This is a genomic window from Pseudonocardia alaniniphila (assembly GCF_022524485.1).
Taxonomy (GTDB): domain Bacteria; phylum Actinomycetota; class Actinomycetes; order Mycobacteriales; family Pseudonocardiaceae; genus Pseudonocardia; species Pseudonocardia alaniniphila.
In genome coordinates, this window is record NZ_JAKXMK010000001.1 from 188,109 (window position 1) to 203,235 (window position 15,127).

General features: G+C 69.3%; 17 protein-coding genes. 5 read left to right on the forward strand and 12 right to left on the reverse strand.

Translation table 11 applies throughout. The features are described from left to right. Window positions 1–75: 75 nt before the first annotated feature. The 3 genes from nthA to MMF94_RS00865 are packed head-to-tail and all read right to left on the reverse strand — an operon-like array spanning window position 76 to window position 2,504. Window positions 76–705 (reverse strand): nitrile hydratase subunit alpha, encoded by a 630-nt coding sequence (gene nthA / locus MMF94_RS00855; RefSeq protein WP_241034242.1) that lies wholly within the window; start codon window positions 703–705, stop codon window positions 76–78. Continuing rightward, on the reverse strand, window positions 702–1,367 hold the full coding sequence (gene nthB / locus MMF94_RS00860) for a nitrile hydratase subunit beta (RefSeq protein ID WP_241034243.1): 666 nt from the start codon (window positions 1,365–1,367) through the stop codon (window positions 702–704). Before nthB ends, nthA begins: the two co-directional genes overlap by 4 nt. A gap of 42 nt (window positions 1,368–1,409) precedes the next feature. Beyond that, window positions 1,410–2,504, reverse strand: a complete 1,095-nt coding sequence (locus tag MMF94_RS00865) for an LLM class flavin-dependent oxidoreductase (protein WP_241034244.1) — start codon at window positions 2,502–2,504, stop codon at window positions 1,410–1,412. Window positions 2,505–2,827: 323 nt separating this feature from the next. Here MMF94_RS00865 and MMF94_RS00870 point away from each other — a divergent pair, with 323 nt between their 5' ends. Then, window positions 2,828–3,673 (forward strand): LLM class flavin-dependent oxidoreductase, encoded by an 846-nt coding sequence (locus MMF94_RS00870; RefSeq protein ID WP_241034245.1) that lies wholly within the window; start codon window positions 2,828–2,830, stop codon window positions 3,671–3,673. Window positions 3,674–3,685: 12 nt separating this feature from the next. On the opposite strand, the gene MMF94_RS00875 is transcribed toward MMF94_RS00870, so the two are convergent. From MMF94_RS00875 to MMF94_RS00900, 6 genes are all read right to left on the reverse strand, one after another. Next, the gene (locus MMF94_RS00875) at window positions 3,686–5,023 is read right to left on the reverse strand and encodes a multidrug effflux MFS transporter (protein ID WP_241034246.1); all 1,338 of its coding nucleotides are present in this window, start codon (window positions 5,021–5,023) and stop codon (window positions 3,686–3,688) included. Between the two features lie 278 nt (window positions 5,024–5,301). Beyond that, window positions 5,302–6,093 (reverse strand): VWA domain-containing protein, encoded by a 792-nt coding sequence (locus tag MMF94_RS00880; protein ID WP_241034247.1) that lies wholly within the window; start codon window positions 6,091–6,093, stop codon window positions 5,302–5,304. A gap of 191 nt (window positions 6,094–6,284) precedes the next feature. Further along, window positions 6,285–7,217: an AAA family ATPase gene (locus tag MMF94_RS00885; protein WP_241034248.1), complete on the reverse strand. Its 933-nt coding sequence runs from the start codon at window positions 7,215–7,217 to the stop codon at window positions 6,285–6,287. Next, window positions 7,214–8,023 carry a mycofactocin-coupled SDR family oxidoreductase gene (locus tag MMF94_RS00890; protein ID WP_241034249.1) on the reverse strand — a complete coding sequence of 270 codons (810 nt, stop codon included), beginning with the start codon at window positions 8,021–8,023 and terminating at the stop codon, window positions 7,214–7,216. Before MMF94_RS00890 ends, MMF94_RS00885 begins: the two co-directional genes overlap by 4 nt. A gap of 28 nt (window positions 8,024–8,051) precedes the next feature. Continuing rightward, window positions 8,052–8,888, reverse strand: coding sequence for a mycofactocin-coupled SDR family oxidoreductase (locus MMF94_RS00895; protein ID WP_241034250.1), 837 nt, complete (start codon window positions 8,886–8,888; stop codon window positions 8,052–8,054). Between the two features lie 42 nt (window positions 8,889–8,930). After that, on the reverse strand, window positions 8,931–9,758 hold the full coding sequence (locus tag MMF94_RS00900) for a mycofactocin-coupled SDR family oxidoreductase (protein ID WP_241034251.1): 828 nt from the start codon (window positions 9,756–9,758) through the stop codon (window positions 8,931–8,933). Between the two features lie 154 nt (window positions 9,759–9,912). Here MMF94_RS00900 and MMF94_RS00905 point away from each other — a divergent pair, with 154 nt between their 5' ends. Beyond that, window positions 9,913–10,599 carry a MerR family transcriptional regulator gene (locus MMF94_RS00905; RefSeq protein ID WP_241034252.1) on the forward strand — a complete coding sequence of 229 codons (687 nt, stop codon included), beginning with the start codon at window positions 9,913–9,915 and terminating at the stop codon, window positions 10,597–10,599. Between the two features lie 79 nt (window positions 10,600–10,678). Here the strand turns inward: MMF94_RS00905 and MMF94_RS00910 are convergent, their stop codons facing one another. Together MMF94_RS00910 and MMF94_RS00915 are read right to left on the reverse strand one after the other, a co-directional pair. Further along, complete coding sequence (locus MMF94_RS00910) at window positions 10,679–11,359, reverse strand: TetR/AcrR family transcriptional regulator (RefSeq protein ID WP_241034253.1); 681 nt, start codon at window positions 11,357–11,359, stop codon at window positions 10,679–10,681. A gap of 10 nt (window positions 11,360–11,369) precedes the next feature. Next, a complete protein-coding gene (locus tag MMF94_RS00915) occupies window positions 11,370–11,636 on the reverse strand; it encodes a hypothetical protein (RefSeq protein ID WP_241034254.1) in 267 nt (88 codons plus the stop codon). A 486-nt stretch (window positions 11,637–12,122) separates the two neighbouring features. Here MMF94_RS00915 and MMF94_RS00920 point away from each other — a divergent pair, with 486 nt between their 5' ends. Genes MMF94_RS00920 through MMF94_RS00930 form a run of 3 tightly spaced genes read left to right on the forward strand, consistent with a single transcriptional unit; the run spans window position 12,123 to window position 14,763 of the window. Further along, the gene (locus tag MMF94_RS00920) at window positions 12,123–13,637 is read left to right on the forward strand and encodes an APC family permease (protein ID WP_241034255.1); all 1,515 of its coding nucleotides are present in this window, start codon (window positions 12,123–12,125) and stop codon (window positions 13,635–13,637) included. Window positions 13,638–13,687: 50 nt separating this feature from the next. Continuing rightward, the gene (locus MMF94_RS00925; RefSeq protein WP_241034256.1) at window positions 13,688–14,320 is read left to right on the forward strand and encodes a GNAT family N-acetyltransferase; all 633 of its coding nucleotides are present in this window, start codon (window positions 13,688–13,690) and stop codon (window positions 14,318–14,320) included. A gap of 26 nt (window positions 14,321–14,346) precedes the next feature. Beyond that, entirely contained in the window at window positions 14,347–14,763 is a 417-nt protein-coding gene (locus tag MMF94_RS00930) for an ester cyclase (RefSeq protein WP_277398632.1), read from the forward strand. 82 nt (window positions 14,764–14,845) lie between these two features. On the opposite strand, the gene MMF94_RS00935 is transcribed toward MMF94_RS00930, so the two are convergent. Further along, on the reverse strand, window positions 14,846–15,121 hold the full coding sequence (locus tag MMF94_RS00935) for a hypothetical protein (RefSeq protein WP_241034258.1): 276 nt from the start codon (window positions 15,119–15,121) through the stop codon (window positions 14,846–14,848). Between the last annotated feature and the right edge of the window lie 6 nt (window positions 15,122–15,127).

Below are 15,127 nucleotides of genomic sequence, written 5' to 3' on the forward strand. Positions count from 1 at the left end.
TTCGCCACCTTCGTGGACGGCTGCCACCCGTTCCGGGGTCGCTCGAGCCGTCACACGTCACGTGGAGCGGAGCGCCTACCGCGTCGCGAGCTTGGCCACGCCGATCATCGCGTCCCGGGTGACCAGCTGCGTCAGCTGCTCCTCGGAGAGGTCCTCGGTGCCGGCAGGACGTTCGGGCAGCACCAGCCAGCGCACCTCGCTGCTGGAGTCGCGCACGATGATCTGCACGTCGTCGGCGATCTCCAGGCCCATCTCCGAGAGCACCGCGCGCGGCTCCCTCACCACCCGCGCACGGTAGGCAGGGTCCTTGTACCAACTGGGCGGCAGCCCGAGCACCGCCCACGGGTAGCACGAGCACAGCGTGCAGACCACCACGTTGTGGACCGTCGGAGTGTTCTCGACGACGACGATGTGCTTGTCCTGCGTGCCTGACAGGCCCAGCTCCGCGATGGCGTCGGTGCCGTTGTCGAGCAGCCGCTGCCGGAACTGCGGATCGGTCCACGCCTTGGCGACCACCTTGGCGCCGTTGAGCGGGCCGATGTTGGTCTCGTAGTCGGTGATGATCTTGTCCAGCACGGTGGACTCGATCAAGCCGCGCTCGGTGAGCAACTGCTCGATGGCCTCGGCGCGCAGCGCAGCCGGAAAGCGCCCGGCGGATCCGGTATTTCCCTGCGCTGGGTCGGATTCACGCGCAAGCTCGCTCATGCAGTCTTCTCCAGGTAACTCTCATACAGCTCGATGGTGACGACGAAGGACTCGGCGTCGGCACCCCACAGCTCGTGCGAGTCGAACCGCACCGAATACACGTGCTGCGGGTTCTCACCCTGGAAGTGCGCGTGCGTGTCCGGTAGCACCGCCGCGGGCTGGATGAGCTCGACCACCCCGATGTGCCCGCGCACGTAGCCCGCCAGCCTGGTGTGCCCGGCAGGCGCCATGTCCTTGGCGCGCACCCGCTCACCGACGGCGAAGGCAGGCGCGGAGTCCACGGCACGCCGCCATCCTGCGTCGGTCGGCGTGTAGTCGGGCAGGACGGGCTCGGGAACCGGTGGTTCCTCCACCTGCTCGCCGTTCAGGTTGCGGATGCGGGCCTCGACGGCGCCCGGCGCCAGGATCGCGCACTCGGTGAGTATCAGCTCCGATGCGCTGAGCCAGCGACCGTAGTAGCCGTCGTCCAGATAGGCGGCCCGATCCAGCCGCTCGATCGCATGCCGGAACGCATCGAGGTTGTACCCGGTCATCGCGCCCCGGGACAGCAGCGCCATCGCGAACGCCCGACTGTGCCAGGGTTCCGCGAAGATCGGTTCGTCGCGCGGCGGGTGCAGGGCGCCCCAGCCACGGGTGCCTCCCATGTCCGCGATCCCGTCCATGACTCCACCTCTCGTAGATCCACGACGACGGTCAGGCACTCATCATGGTTGCCCGTCGCGGGCGCGACCGGAAACGTTGGGCAGCACCTCGTTCAGCAGCAGGTGCGTCACGTCCGCCTGTTCCTCCTCGGTCGCACCGCGGATCTGGGTGTTGAACACGATCCGGTGAAGGCCCAGCGACATCAGCTCGCGCAACCGCTCGATGCAGTGCTCCGGCGGGCCGGCGATGCCGAAGCGGTCGACCAGCGCGTCGTTCATGGAGGCCGCGTGGCTGCTGTGGGTCTCCCCGTGCCGGGTCATGTCGTAGGAGGTCCTGGCCATGTCGAACTGCGCCCGGGTCTGGTCGTCCACGCCGGCGATCGGCTTGCGCGACTGCATCACCGACCAGCGCCCGGCCAGTGCCACGCCCCCGGCCGCCAGCCGGCGTGCAATCGCGGTGTCCTGATGCGGCACCACGGTGACCATCGCGGAGCAGCTGAACGGCGTGCTGGAGAGGCCGGCCTCGCCGCGAGCCGTGGCGACCATGTCCAGCATCGCGCGCAGCCGTCCGCTCTCCGCGCCGACGCCGAACGTGACACCGTCGGCGAGCTCTGCGGCCAGCCGGACGACCTTCGGGCCGGACCCTGCCACGTCGACCGGCACCTTCGGTTGCGTGCCCGGCAGCCACCGGATCCGGCTGGACCGGGGCACTCGCTCGTAGCCCAGGGTGCCCAGCGGTGGCAGGTCGGTGAGGCCGTCGGTGTCGAAGGGGACGTCCTCGCCGCGCAGGTAGCCCTGCAGCTGCCGCAGGTACCGGGCGAAGCGGGGGAGCGGTGCCGGGGCGTGGCCGAGGTAGGCGAGCGCGGAGTCGCCGCGGCCGATGCCGAGCAGCACTCGTCCCTTCGAGACCTCCTGCAGGCTGGCTGCGGCGTCGGCAGTGACAGCGGCGTGGCGGGTGACGGGGTTCGTGACCGCCGTGCCCAGCTTCAGCCGCTCGGTCTCGGTGGCCGCCACCGTGAGCGCGACCCAGCACTCCATCCAGAGGTTCTGCGAGTCGGTGATGAACATGCCGTCGAAGCCGGCGTCCTCGGCCTGGTGCGCCTGCTGTGCGATCTCCTCCACGCGCGCGTTCCAGGCCGACGTCCAGATCTCAGTCATCACTGCCCGCTCTCGTCGGCCCGGCGTGCGTCGTGGCCGATCCGCGCTCCGCGGGCGTGCGGAATATGCCGCCGCATCGACTCGCGACCGAATTCCGTCGGCATATCACAAATCGCGCATTCCTGGACGCATTCGTTATTTCGTGTTGTTTTTGTATACGGTTGCACCGTACGACCGGGCGAATATGCTGTCAAGGCTTCGAATCGCCGCTCCGGCGGCCACGCACGGGCCACGGCGACGTGGCGCGCCGAAAGAGGAGGCCGGGTCCCATATCCCCCACCAGCGCAAATCACGACAGCACGACAGAGCGGCTCGGCATCGTCGTGCGCGACCAGCCGGGCGAACGAGTTGCGGAGATCGCACGGCTGGCCGAGTCGGCAGGCTTCACCGACCTGTTCCTCCCGGAGATGGGCTACGCGGCCACCACGAGGATCACCGGGCGCGACCCGTTCATCGCCTCCGCCTCCGCCTTGGCCGCAACCACCCGGCTGCGGGTCGGCCCCGGCGTCGCGATCACCCCGGTCCGCGCTGCCCGGGCGATGGCGCTGCTCGCGGCGAACTGCCAGGAGGACTCGGGCGGCCGGTTCGTGCTCGGCTGCGGCATTTCGCATCGAGGCGCGCTGGCAGCCATCGGTGTGCCGTTCCCGGACTCTCCGATGGCCCACATGACGGCCTACCTCGTGGAACTGCGCGAACTCTCGCAGAAGGACCTGACCTTCGGTAACGGGTTCCCGGTGCTGCTCGGCGCGCTCGGTCCGCGAATGCTGCGACTGGCCGCCACGGCCGCGGACGGTGCCGTCCTGAACTGGCTGACTCCTGAGCACGCCGAGACCACGAGCCGCGTGATGGCCGAAGCAGCCGCCGAGATCGGCAACGCCCGCCCGGAGACGGCGCTCTACGTCCGGGTCGGCGAGCCGGAGGCCGTGCTGGCCGAGGCGGACGCCTACCTCACGCGTTTCCCCAACTACCGCAGGCACCTCGACCGTCAGGGCCTTCGGACGGCCGAGGAGGTGGCCCGGCGCACCGCCGTCACCGATCTCCGGCCGTCGGCCGTGCGCAGCGTGATCGCCGGGTACCGGGCGGCGGGGATCTCCGTGCCGTGCCTGTCCCCGTCCGGGATGTCCATCGACCAGATCCGTGACCTCCTCGAGAGTCTGGCGATCCGCTGATCGCCGCTCCGGTCATGGCGTGGGGTTCGCCTCGCTTCCCTTCGCGCAGACGTGGCGGTCCACGAGCTGGGCGGCAGGGGACACGCACGTCCTCTCCGCCATGAGGGCAGCGGACGGTTGCCGCCGGAGCCCGCGACGACGGGGGGCGGGAGCCGGAGCAGCGGCGCGGCGACCGACGAGCCGCGCCACGATCTGCGTCACCACCGCCCCGGCGAGGCACACGACGATCACGGTGGCCATCGGGGGAGTGCCGGCGATCACCGGAATCGTGCCCACCAGCGGAGCACTGAACGCGGCGAAGCCGAACTGGGCCACCCCGAGGATCGCCGATGCCCGCCCGGCCGCGGCACGTTCCACGGACATGCCGACGGCGACGGCGTTCGGCATCACGAAGCCCCAGCAGCTGATGAACAGGAACAGCGCCGGGAGCACAGCGGGCAACGGCGCTTCGGCGCGCAGCAGCGCCGCGAACACGAGCGCGAAGACGAGCATCACCGGCACCGACACGGACAGCACCTGGCGCGAGGACCAGCGGCGCAGTACGAACCGGTTGACGTTGTTCGCGATCACCAGTCCTGCGGCGTCCAGCGCGAACACCGCACCGTAGGCGGCCGGGCTCAGCCCGCGCTCGTCCTGGAGGAAGAAGGAAAGCCCGGCCAGGTGGGCGATCATGGCCGCACCGCACAGCCCGAGCACGAGCGCGCTGACGAAGACCTCGCGCCTGCGCAGCAGCACCCAGAGGCTCAGGTGGGCGGCGGGCTCCGGCTGCGGGTGCCCGACCTGCGTCACGGCTCGGTCCACGCCGCCGATCCAGCGCGGATGCGTCTCCGGGAGGAGCAGGACGACCGCGGCGAGCCCGATGACCCCCAGGATCAAGGTGACCCCGAAGATCCAGCGCCACGACAGCCCCGACTCGAGCAACCCCGCGCCGGCGATCGGCGCGACCATGGGCGCGATGGCCGTCGCTGCGGTGAGCAGGGAGTAGAACCGGGCGAGCTGCGTTCCGGAGTGCACGTCGCGAGCGATCGCCCGCGCGATCGCGATGCCGGTGGCGGCGGCGAAGCCCTGCACGAAGCGGGCGGCGATCAGCAGCTCGATCGTCCAGGCGCTCGCGCAGAGCACGGACCCGACCACGTACCCGGACAGGCCGACGACCAGGGGGCGGCGCCTGCCGTATCTGTCGCTGATCGGGCCGACGAGGAGCTGGCCGAGCGCCAGGCCGACCAGCGTGGTGGCCAGCGTGGCCTGCACGGCTCCGGCCGAGGTCGCGAAGTCCTTCTGGATGGCGGGGAAGGCCGGGCTGTAGGCGTCCATCGAGAACGGTCCGAGCCAGGTGAGGAGGACTGCCACCGGCAGGATCCGGCGAAGCAGTCGGTGGGGCAGGACGGCCGACCCGGTCGTGGGGGTCGCCGAGTGATCGTGTCGACTCTGCGTGGTCAAGCACACACCCGATCTGCCGGCGCTCGATCGAATGTTGATCAAGCGGGATTCAGTTAGGGACAACAAGTAATAATCCGACCAGTGGCCTGAATGACCTATGGATGCGGTACAGGATCTCCATCACACAACGGATAAATACTGTTCATGACGCGAGATAAGTGCCGCGCATGACGCCGCCCACGACGTGCTCAACCCAGCAGGCGGTTGACGGCGGGCGCGACGTCGCGGTGGGTCGCGACCGGGGCGAGGCGACCACGTCCGAGACGGGCGATGTCGGCGCCGAGTGAGGTGTCGTGCTCGCCGTCGGTCTCGAGCAGCACGTGCAGCTCGGGGAAGCGGCGTGCGATCAGCCGGGGGTCGGGTCCGGCGTTGTGCACGGCGTCGGTGAGCAGCACAGCGGTGCGCCTGCGTGCCGACGAGCGGTGCAGCTCCGCGTGAGCCACCGCCAGCGCGAACTGGACGTTGGTGAGCCCGCGCGCCGGAATGCGCAGCAACTGGTCCAGCAGCCGCGAGGCGGGAACGTGCGCGCCGAGGGGCTTCAGCAACGCGGCATCGGACCAGAACGCCACGAGGGCGAGCCGGCTGCCGTGCGCCGACAGGTCCGCCGAGAGGGCCGCGACCGTCGCGGCGGCGATCCGGACCTTCTCGCCCCGCATGGAGCCGGACACGTCCACGACGAGCACGACGTCTCGCCGGGACCGCATCCGCTCACGCACGATGATGTCCGTGTCCTCGGGCACCGGACGCTCGGTGAGCACCTCGATGGTGCGGTCGAGGTCGATGTCGTCGGATCGGTACCGGTACGGCACGGACGCGAGCCGTCCGGAACCGCGCTCGGGACGGTCTGCGCGTGGGCGCCGTCGGATCGCGAGCCTGCGCCCGATCCGCTGCGCCATCGCGGCGATCTCCAGGTCGGGAGCGAGGTCCTCGAGCAGCTCGCCGACGTCACGCAGCTCCGCGCGCTGACCGGTGACCAGCACGCCCTGTCCACCCGCCGGACCGGTCGCCGCGCCGTTCCCGCGGCTGTCCCCGGCGTCGGCGACGAACGGGGCTCCCGTCCCCGTCCGGAACAGGGCGGGGGCGGCCGTCAGTCGCTTCGGCTTCCTGCGCAGGGGCGCGAGGCCGCGTGGCGGCCCGTCGGATCCGGGCAGCCGGACGGCGTTGTCGACGTCTAAGCGATGGGGACCCGGCGCTGCACGCCGGGGCGCGAGAAAAAATGGTTCTCCCAGATCTGGGTGATCACCTGCTCGGGTGTGGCCTCGCTCGCCTCGTCGACTCCGATCCGCGCCGACAGCGCGAGCAGCGCGGCGTCGAGCACGACACGCGGCCGATCGATCTCATCGCCGGTGCCGTAGCTGCCGAGCGCTGCGAGCTCGACGGCGATCGCGACCAGGTCGATCGCGCCCCGCACGCTCGACCCGCGGCGTAGGTCCGGGTGGGAGCGCGTGGCGCGGGTGAGTGCGACGCCGTCGGCGATGAGCCGGTCGTCGTCGCAGCCCGTGCGCACCGCGACGATGGCCCGCTCGTCGGCCTCGTCCTGGTATCCCACGGCGAGACGGCACCAGCGGTCGTAGACGGAGTCGGAGATCCGGGCCGTGCCGATGTCGTCGAACGGGTTCATCGACGCGAGCACCCGGAACGTCGGCAGCCCCCTGATCAGCCCCACCCGCGGAACGGTGACCTCGCGCTCCGCCATCGCGGCGAGCAGCACGTTGAGCGTGTCCTCGGGGGCGCGGTTGAGCTCTTCGATGTAGAGGAACCCGCCGCCCTGCATCGCCTCGACGAGCGGGCCCGGCACGAAGTTCTCCGCCGAGTAGTCCTCCCGCAGCACGCGTGCGGGGTTGTGGTGGCCCACGAGACGGGCGGGCGTCAGCTCGGCGTTGCCCTCCACCAGCACGAACGGCACGCCCCACTGGCCGGTGATCGCGCGCAGCAGCGTCGACTTCGACGTGCCCGGCGGGCCTTCCAGCAGGATGTCGCGCCCCGCCGTCACCGCGGCCAGCACGAGATCGAGCTCGCGTCGCCTGCCCACCACCCCGCGCGCGATCGCATCGCGTCGCGATCCGTTCGCGCTCGGGGTGGCAGGTGCTGCCGGAGTGGTCACCGCTGCAGGAACCCGGCGTCCACCGGCAGCGACACGCCCGTGACGTAGCGGGCCTCCTCGGAGGCGAGCCACACGATGGCATTCGAGATGTCCACCGGCTCGACCATCCCCACCGGCAATGCGTTCTGCAGGTTGACCGCGCCGTCATCGCTGGACAGCACCTGCGCCATGAAGTCGTTGATGATCATCGGGGTGTTCACCCCCGTCGGGTGCACGGTGTTTACCCGGATGGAATGCGGGGCCAGCTCGTTGGCGAGGGTGCGCATGAGGCCGACGACGCCGTGCTTGGCCGACACGTAGTGGGCCGTGCCCGGCAGACCCTTGATGCCCGCGGTCGAGCTCGTGATCACGATCGCGCCTCCGTTGCCCGCCTCGATCATCGAGGGTACGGCCGCCTTCACGGTCTTCCACACGCCCGTGAGGTTGACCGCGATCATCTCCTCCCACGCGTCCTCGGTCATCGTCCAGGTGTTCTCCGCAACTCCGGCGATTCCCGCGTTGGCGCACACCACGTCGAGGCGACCGAACTCGCTCACCCCATCGTCGACCAGGGCCTGCACGGCTGCCGAGTCGCGCACGTCCGCCTCGCGCGCGATGATCCGGCGGTCGAGGTCCTCGACGAGCTTGATCGTCTGCTCGAGGTCCTCCGAGACCGCCATCGGGTAGGGCACGGTGTCGAGCTGGCGGCAGATGTCGAACGCGATGATGTCCGCGCCCTCCTGCGCCAGCCGCACCGCGTGCGAGCGGCCCTGCCCACGTGCCGCGCCCGAGACGAGAGCGACCTTGCCCTCGAGACGTCCTGCCATGGTTCGTGCTCCTCTTCGTCGAGTCTGGTCAGCCGGCGTTCGCGGCGTTCATGCCGGCGGCGACCGCGAGGGTCTCGCCGGTGATGTAGCGGGCCTCGTCCGAGCACAGGAAGGCCATCGCGTTGGAGATGTCGACCGTCTCGACCCACGGGATCGGGATCGAGTTCAGACGCTGGAAGGCCGGAGCGGCGTCCTCACGGCTGGGGCCTGCGACATCGGGGACGAACAGCTTGTAGGCCGCCTCGTTCTGGATCATCGTCGTGTCGACGCCGGTGGGACAGACGGCGTTGACCGTGATGCCGTTCCCGGCCACCTCCTGGGCGAGTGACTTGACCAGCCCGATGACTCCCCACTTCGTGGCGCAGTAGTGGGCGATGTTGGGCGATCCTGTCTTCCCGGCCATCGAGGACGTCGCGACGATCCGGCCGTAGTTCTGTTCGAGCATCGCGGGCAGCACGGCGCGCATGGCGTGGAAGACCCCGGTCAGGTTCGTGTCGATCATCTCCTGCCACTTCCGGTCGTCCATGTCCGCGACAGTGGAGAAGGAGAAGATCCCGGCATTGGCCAGGAGGAAGTCGATGCGGCCGAGCTCGGTGCGGGTCTGCTCGGCGAACGAGTCGATCTGCCCGCGGTCCCGCACGTCGGCGGTGACCCCGAGGCAGCGGCGGTCGAGGTCCTCGACGAGCCGCACGGTCTCCTGCAGGTCGTCGGGCTTCGACATCGGGTACGGCACCGAGTCGAGCTGGGAGGCGATGTCGCAGAACGCGACGTCGGCCCCCTCCCGCGCGAACTTCAGCGCGTGGGACCGCCCCTGTCCGCGTGCGCCTCCGGTGATCAGCACGACCTTGCCGTCGAACTTGCCCATCGCTCCTCCTCGAGTTCGTGGGGTACTGCGCGTGGGGACCGGTCAGCGGGCCAGTGCACCCCCGTCGACCGCGAGGCAGTGGCCCGTGACGTGGCGCGCGGAGTCGGAGAGCAGCCACAGCAGCGCCCCGGTGACCTCGGCGGGCGCGATGACCTCGACCAGCAGCTGGTCGTGCAGCCAGCGCTTGTGCACGTCGTCGGGGGTGAGGCCGAGCTCGTCGGCGAGCCCGGCGAGCATCGGCGAGTCGACGGCGCCGGGCAGGATCGCGTTCACGGTGACGCCGTCGTTCGCCAGTTCGATCGCCATCGCCCGCGTGAGCCCGACGACGCCGTGCTTGGCGGCCACGTAGTGCGCGAACTCCGGCACCGCGCGCACCCCGCCCGTCGAGGCGATGTTGACGATGCGGCCCCGCGGCGACCGCCGCAGCAGCTCCGCGGCCGCCTTCGTGGTGCGCCAGACCCCGGAGAGGTTCGTGTCGACGACGGCTGTCCACTGCTGCTCGGAGAGCTCCCAGAACGGCGCGCTCGTCAGGATCGCCGCATTGTTGACCAGCACGTCCAGGCGTCCGAAGGCCTTCTCGACGGCGGCGACGGCCGCGGTGACCTCGCCGGGGTCGCGCACGTCCGCCACGAGCGGCACGGCACGCCCACCGAGCCGCTCGACGTCGGCCACCACCTCGTCGAGCTCGGCCCGGGTGGCGAGCGGGTAGCTCGGGACGTCGAGGTCACGGCAGACGTCGAGCGCGGCGATCGTGGCTCCGGCGTCGGCCAGGGCGAGGCAGTGCGAGCGGCCCTGGCCACGGCCCGCCCCGGTGACGAGCGCGACCTGGCCGGTGAGATCCGGCAGCGCCGCGGTCCGAGGGTCGCGCACCGGCACCTCCCCCCGAACCGTCCGGAAACGTCCAGAACTGACGACGGATCCGGCGGACGCCGACGTTGACCGTCCGTGGCTGGAGGTGTACCACTCGATCGATCAGCTCCTCAAATCATCTTCGTGCGATTCGGTCGTTTCGGGAGGATCGGTGATGATCGAACGCCGCCTCACGGTGAGCGAGGCGAGCCGCGCGCTGGGGATGAGCCGCACCACTCTTCTTGCGGCGGAGGACGCCGGCCTCCTGACGCCGTTGCGAACGCCGGGGGGTCACCGGCGCTACGACCCGGCCGAGCTGCGGCGCTACGCCGACCGGGCGGGTACCGGACAGCCCGGATGGGTCGACGCCGCGGTGCCGGAACCACGTCCGCCCGACGAGAGCGGTTCGGCCGACATCGCCGCCGCCGTACGTGCCGCCGTCCGGCCGCTCGTGCAGGTGCTGGACGCCGACACCGCAGGGCTCTACCTCCTGCACGACGGCGAGTTGCGCTTCACCGCCGGGTTCGGCGTACGGCGCTGGCTGGCCGAACGACTCACGTCCGGCCCACCGCCCGCGCCCGTGGTGCAGGCGTTCCGGACGCGGCGACCGTGCCTCTTCGACCCCGCGGCGATCCGGTTCCCCGAGCCACGGGCGGTCGGCCAGGGCCTCACCGTGGCGCTCCAGGGCGACGGGAGCGCCGTCGGAGCGTTGTTCGTCGTCACCCGGCACGACCTGCTGCCCGGGGAACTGCGCGTCGTCGACGCGTTTCGTGACGTTCTCGCCATGCTGGTGCAGGACCAGCGACGCATCGTCGACCTCGAACACCGGCTCGCCCGGATCGCCGCGATCATCGAGCTCTGATCGTGTGAGGCGATGGCGTCGGGCCACCGACACATCAGACCGTCGTTGGCAGGCCGGCGCTGCCGCTTGCCCGTGCAGATCATCGCCGAGGCTCGGGGTTGTGCGCAGCCGTGCCCGCCTCGATGGCCTCGACCTGGATGGCCCCCCGCACGAGGTCGTGCAAGAGCGCCATCTGTGTCGTCAGGCGCTCGAGGTCGTATCCGGCCGTGATCACCGCCCCCCACGTGTAGGAAATCGTGGCGTGGGCGAGGCGCAACGCGGTGGCCGCTGGGTCCGGCACCCCGCGCAGCGCTGCGACGGGCTCGATGACGGTACAAAGAATCGATGCGGCGAGCTCGACAGCCGCATGGGCGTGAGCGGCAATGCTCGAGTCAGGCGGCTGTTGGAGCGTCGTGATCATGATCCGGATGATGTTGACATTTGCAATCAACAGCTTCGGCGCCTGTTCGAAATAGTGCCGCAAACGTAATGAGGGCTCCGCTTCGTCCGTGGCGGCATCGGCCATCGCGGTGAAGTGGCGGCGGGTCCCCCGGTCGAGGACCTCTGCGAGGATTCCCGCCTTGTTGCCGAAATGATGGTAGACGGAACCGACTGGAAGTCCGGATTCCTTGCAAATCGCGGAGATCGGCGTGCCGGCGTAGCCATTTTCTCCCATCAACTTCTCGGCGGCATCGAGGATCAGGTCGCGTGAGGACGTCGCCGGCTCCGAATCATGCGGCTGTGCACTATTGGCACGGCGGCGCTCGACCTGTCCTCGCATGGGCCCGACTTTACCCACGTCCGCTCGCCCCGCAATGCGACAAGGGGCGCCATCGTGCGGGATGGCGCACCCGATCCGTTTCGCTGCCTGGCGGCGCCGACGAGACCTCGATGGAGCCGCCCGCGGCCGGGAAGTCCCGCAACGGCGGCAACCGCCGCCCGCTGAGCGGCACGGGCGCGGCAGCGCAGTTCAGCACGCGGCCCGCCTCCACCGCGACGCCGGTCTGCCGCGCACGCTCCACGGCCGCGGCGAGGACGTCCGGACGCGTGATCGACATTTTTGCCACGGACCTTTCTTTGTGAAATGTGCCCGAATGTACGATCTGAGGCCTTACGCGTTTAATGCGAGAACGCCACGTCGCGGAGCTGGAATTCCTGTCGACCGAGGTTGCCAAGCTGGGCCACCAAAATGTAGCTTCCCACTAGAGCGAGCGTTCTAGCGGATGGACGAAGGAGGCTTCGGCGGCGGGTGAGAAGGTGATCAGCGGCTCCGTCGGGGCAGCCCTCCGGTCGAGAACCTCCACCCGGAACACTCGTCGAGGTCGGCCGCCCGGGTTGGGAACAGCCGCTTCCCTGCACGATTCACCTGTCGGACGGTGAAAGGGGATCTTCCTTTGATACGCGGCCGCCCGGCGGGTTCCGCAATCTGCGCCCTACCGGCTGGAAAGCCTCTTCCATATGAAGGCCGCACGCCGACCGTGCGGTTGCAGAACCAGGGGCCGCATCCGCGACCGCCCCGAGCCTCCTACCTCTCGGAGAAGCCGTTGTCCGTCATCTGGTCCCACGGATCTGGTCAGGTCTCGACCGCACTGGCCAAGGACCGCCTCGGGGTCGTCGCCGTCGTGTTCTTCGTGATGTCGGCGTCCGCGCCACTCACCGTCATCGCCGGTGTCGTGCCGACCGGTCTCGCGGTCACCGGGCTGCTCAGTATCTCGGTCGCATTCCTCGCTGTCGCCGTCGTCCTCGCGGTCTTTTCCGTGGGCTACGTGGCCATGGCTCGGCACATCGCCAACACCGGCGCGTTCTACGCGTTCGTCTCCGGCGGCATCGGGCGCCCGGTTGGTGTCGGGGCGTCCTGGGTTGCCCTGGTGGCCTACAGCATGTTCGAGTGCGCCGGCTACGGCGGGTTCGGTGCTATCGCCGCCCCGCTGTTCACGGAGTGGCTCGGTCTGCACGTCCAGTGGTGGGTTCTGGCTCTGATCGGCTGGGCGGTCGTCGCCGTGCTCGGCGTGCGTGACATCGCGGTCAGCGGAAGGGTTCTGGCCACCCTGCTCGCAGCCGAGACCCTCCTGGTCGTCGTGTTCGGCGTCGCCGACATCTTCGTCGCGGGATTCCATGCGTCGTCCGCCCCGCTCAACGTGCGAGGCCTGGTCGGGCCTGGCGCCGGTGCGCTGCTGGTCATGGCCGTCGCGGGTTTCGTCGGTTTCGAACAGTCGGTGGTGTACACCGAGGAGTCGCGCGACCCACGCCGCACGGTTCCCCGTGCCACGTACCTCGCCATCGCGCTGATCGCCGTGCTGTACGCGTTCGCGTCCTGGGCGATGATCTCCGCGGCCGGCAGCACCGTGCTGGCCCGGGCCGCGGCGGAGGGTCCGGATCTGTTCTTCGACGTCGCCTCGGCGCGGGTCGGCAGCGTCGCTCTACTGCTGGGCCACGTCCTGTTCCTGACCTCGCTGCTGGCCGCGATGATCTCGTTCCACAACATCAGTGCCCGGTACACGTTCTCCCTCGGCCGTGAAGGTGTGCTGCCGCGCCGGTTCGGCCGAACGGTGCCCGGCACCGGCGCACCGAGGAACGGCTCACTCGCCCAGTCCACGCTCGGCCTGATCGTCATCGTCCTGTACGCGGTGGCCGGGTGGGATCCCCTGATCCAGCTCTTCTACTGGGGCGGAACCGGCGGCAGCATGGGCGTGCTGCTGCTCATCGCGCTCACCTCGATCGCGATCATCGGGTATTTCGCCCGTAACCCCACAGGTGAGGACGCCTGGCACCGCCTCGGTGCCCCGATCATCGCCACGGTGCTGTTGGTGATCACCAGCTACCTGGCATTGACGAACATCGCAACACTGTTCGGTGTCGCACCCGGCTCGAAACCGACCTGGGTCGTCCCGCTGGCGTTCGGCGTGGTCGCTCTGGCCGGGGCGGTGTGGGCGCTGGTACTGCGCAGACTCCGCCCGCAGCTCTACGCCGATATCGGGCTCGGAGCGAATGGCGCATCCAATCCTGGCGCTGCCCGTTCCGCCGGCTCCGGCATCATCGTGACCAAACTCCCGTGGTAACCGATCTCCCGGGGGTCGTGAGCCCGGGTGCCCGACAACGAGGAGCAGACATGAACGTGCGCCCGGCCCGCGAGGACGAATCGACGGACGTCGGCCGCCTCATCTCGTACTCGTTCGACCAGCTCGCCGCCAACGCCTTTCTGGCGCCCGATCCGGCACGACGGCGAGATGTCAACGCCGAATACTTCACCCTCATCACCGAGCACGCCCTCGACCATGGGAGCGTCGACGTGATCGACGATGCGTACGGGCCGGAACTGGCTGCGGCCGCCGTCTGGTTCGACCGCACCCACGACATACCAGCGATCCCGGACTACGACGCCCGGCTGGCCGCGCTGGCCGGCCCGTTCCTCGATCGTTTCCGAACGCTCGACACACTGTTCGACATTCACCACCCGAGCGAGCCGCACTGGCATCTCGCATTCCTGGCCGTGCATCCGCAGCGCCAGGGCCGTGGCCTGGGCGGCGAGCTGATGAACCGCACGCACGCGAAACTCGACTCGGGCGGCATCCCCGAGTACCTCGAGGCGACCAACGAAGCGAACATCCGGCTGTACAAGCGGCACGGCTACACGGAGATGAAGCCGTTCGATTTTCCACTACCGGACGACACCCGCTTCTTTCGCATGTGGCGTCCAGCGGGACGCGCCACCGCGAACAGCCACGGACCAATACATCTTTAACCTGCGACCAGTGAAAGGGATGGACCGTGACATCAATACGAGTCACTGCCGAACGATTCTTCGATGCTTGTGACACCGGGAAGGGCTGGAAGGTGTGCGAGCAGTACTGTCGCCCGGGCGCAACCTTCTCCGCCCAGGCCGACTACCTGAGCAGTATGGAAACGCTGGAGGCTTACGTCGAGTTCATGAAGGGCCTGTTCGCAGTATTGCCCGATGGCAACCCTGAGGTGCGGTCGCTCGCCGTCGACGAGACGCGCAGCAACGTGTCGGTGTTCGGCATCTTCCACGGAACACACACCGGCGAGGGCGGCCCGGTACCGCCGACCGGAAAGACCACAAACGCCGAATACGTCTATGTCATGGACTTCGACGGCGACAAGATCCGGCACATGACCAAGATCTGGAACGATGGGATCACCATGCGGCAGCTCGGGTGGACCTAGCATGAGGTGGCCAGAGTCTCGAACTGCCGGCTGACGAGCATGAGACGCACCGGTCGCAGCTAGCTCGGGAATCAAGGAGTCCTCAACGGCTCGACGTCGGCGACGCGTTCCTCACCAGGCTGGGCGCGACGATCACCGAGCGGACCTTCTGCAACTCGCGACGGTAGGTGCGGTCGAGGGGGCCGCACCTACCGTCGTCATCGGCCTGCGCGGCCTCACCGTGGCACTCCAGGGTGACGGGAGTGCCGTTGGAGCGTTGTTCGTCGTCACCCGGCACGACCTGCCGTCCGGAGAAGCGCGCGCCGTCGATGCGTTTCGCGTCGTGCTCGCCCATGTTGGTGGAGAACAAAAGACGCATCGTCGA

Bases quoted from the DNA above. Each gene is read 5' to 3' on its own strand.
- nthA (WP_241034242.1), bottom strand. From the start codon at position 705: ATGAGCGAGCTTGCGCGTGAATCCGACCCAGCGCAGGGAAATACCGGA.
- nthB (WP_241034243.1), bottom strand. From the start codon at position 1,367: ATGGACGGGATCGCGGACATGGGAGGCACCCGTGGCTGGGGCGCCCTG.
- MMF94_RS00865 (WP_241034244.1), bottom strand. From the start codon at position 2,504: ATGACTGAGATCTGGACGTCGGCCTGGAACGCGCGCGTGGAGGAGATC.
- MMF94_RS00890 (WP_241034249.1), bottom strand. From the start codon at position 8,023: ATGGCAGGACGTCTCGAGGGCAAGGTCGCTCTCGTCTCGGGCGCGGCA.
- MMF94_RS00895 (WP_241034250.1), bottom strand. From the start codon at position 8,888: ATGGGCAAGTTCGACGGCAAGGTCGTGCTGATCACCGGAGGCGCACGC.
- MMF94_RS00905 (WP_241034252.1), top strand. From the start codon at position 9,913: ATGATCGAACGCCGCCTCACGGTGAGCGAGGCGAGCCGCGCGCTGGGG.
- MMF94_RS00910 (WP_241034253.1), bottom strand. From the start codon at position 11,359: ATGCGAGGACAGGTCGAGCGCCGCCGTGCCAATAGTGCACAGCCGCAT.
- MMF94_RS00915 (WP_241034254.1), bottom strand. From the start codon at position 11,636: ATGTCGATCACGCGTCCGGACGTCCTCGCCGCGGCCGTGGAGCGTGCG.
- MMF94_RS00925 (WP_241034256.1), top strand. From the start codon at position 13,688: ATGAACGTGCGCCCGGCCCGCGAGGACGAATCGACGGACGTCGGCCGC.
- MMF94_RS00935 (WP_241034258.1), bottom strand. From the start codon at position 15,121: ATGCGTCTTTTGTTCTCCACCAACATGGGCGAGCACGACGCGAAACGC.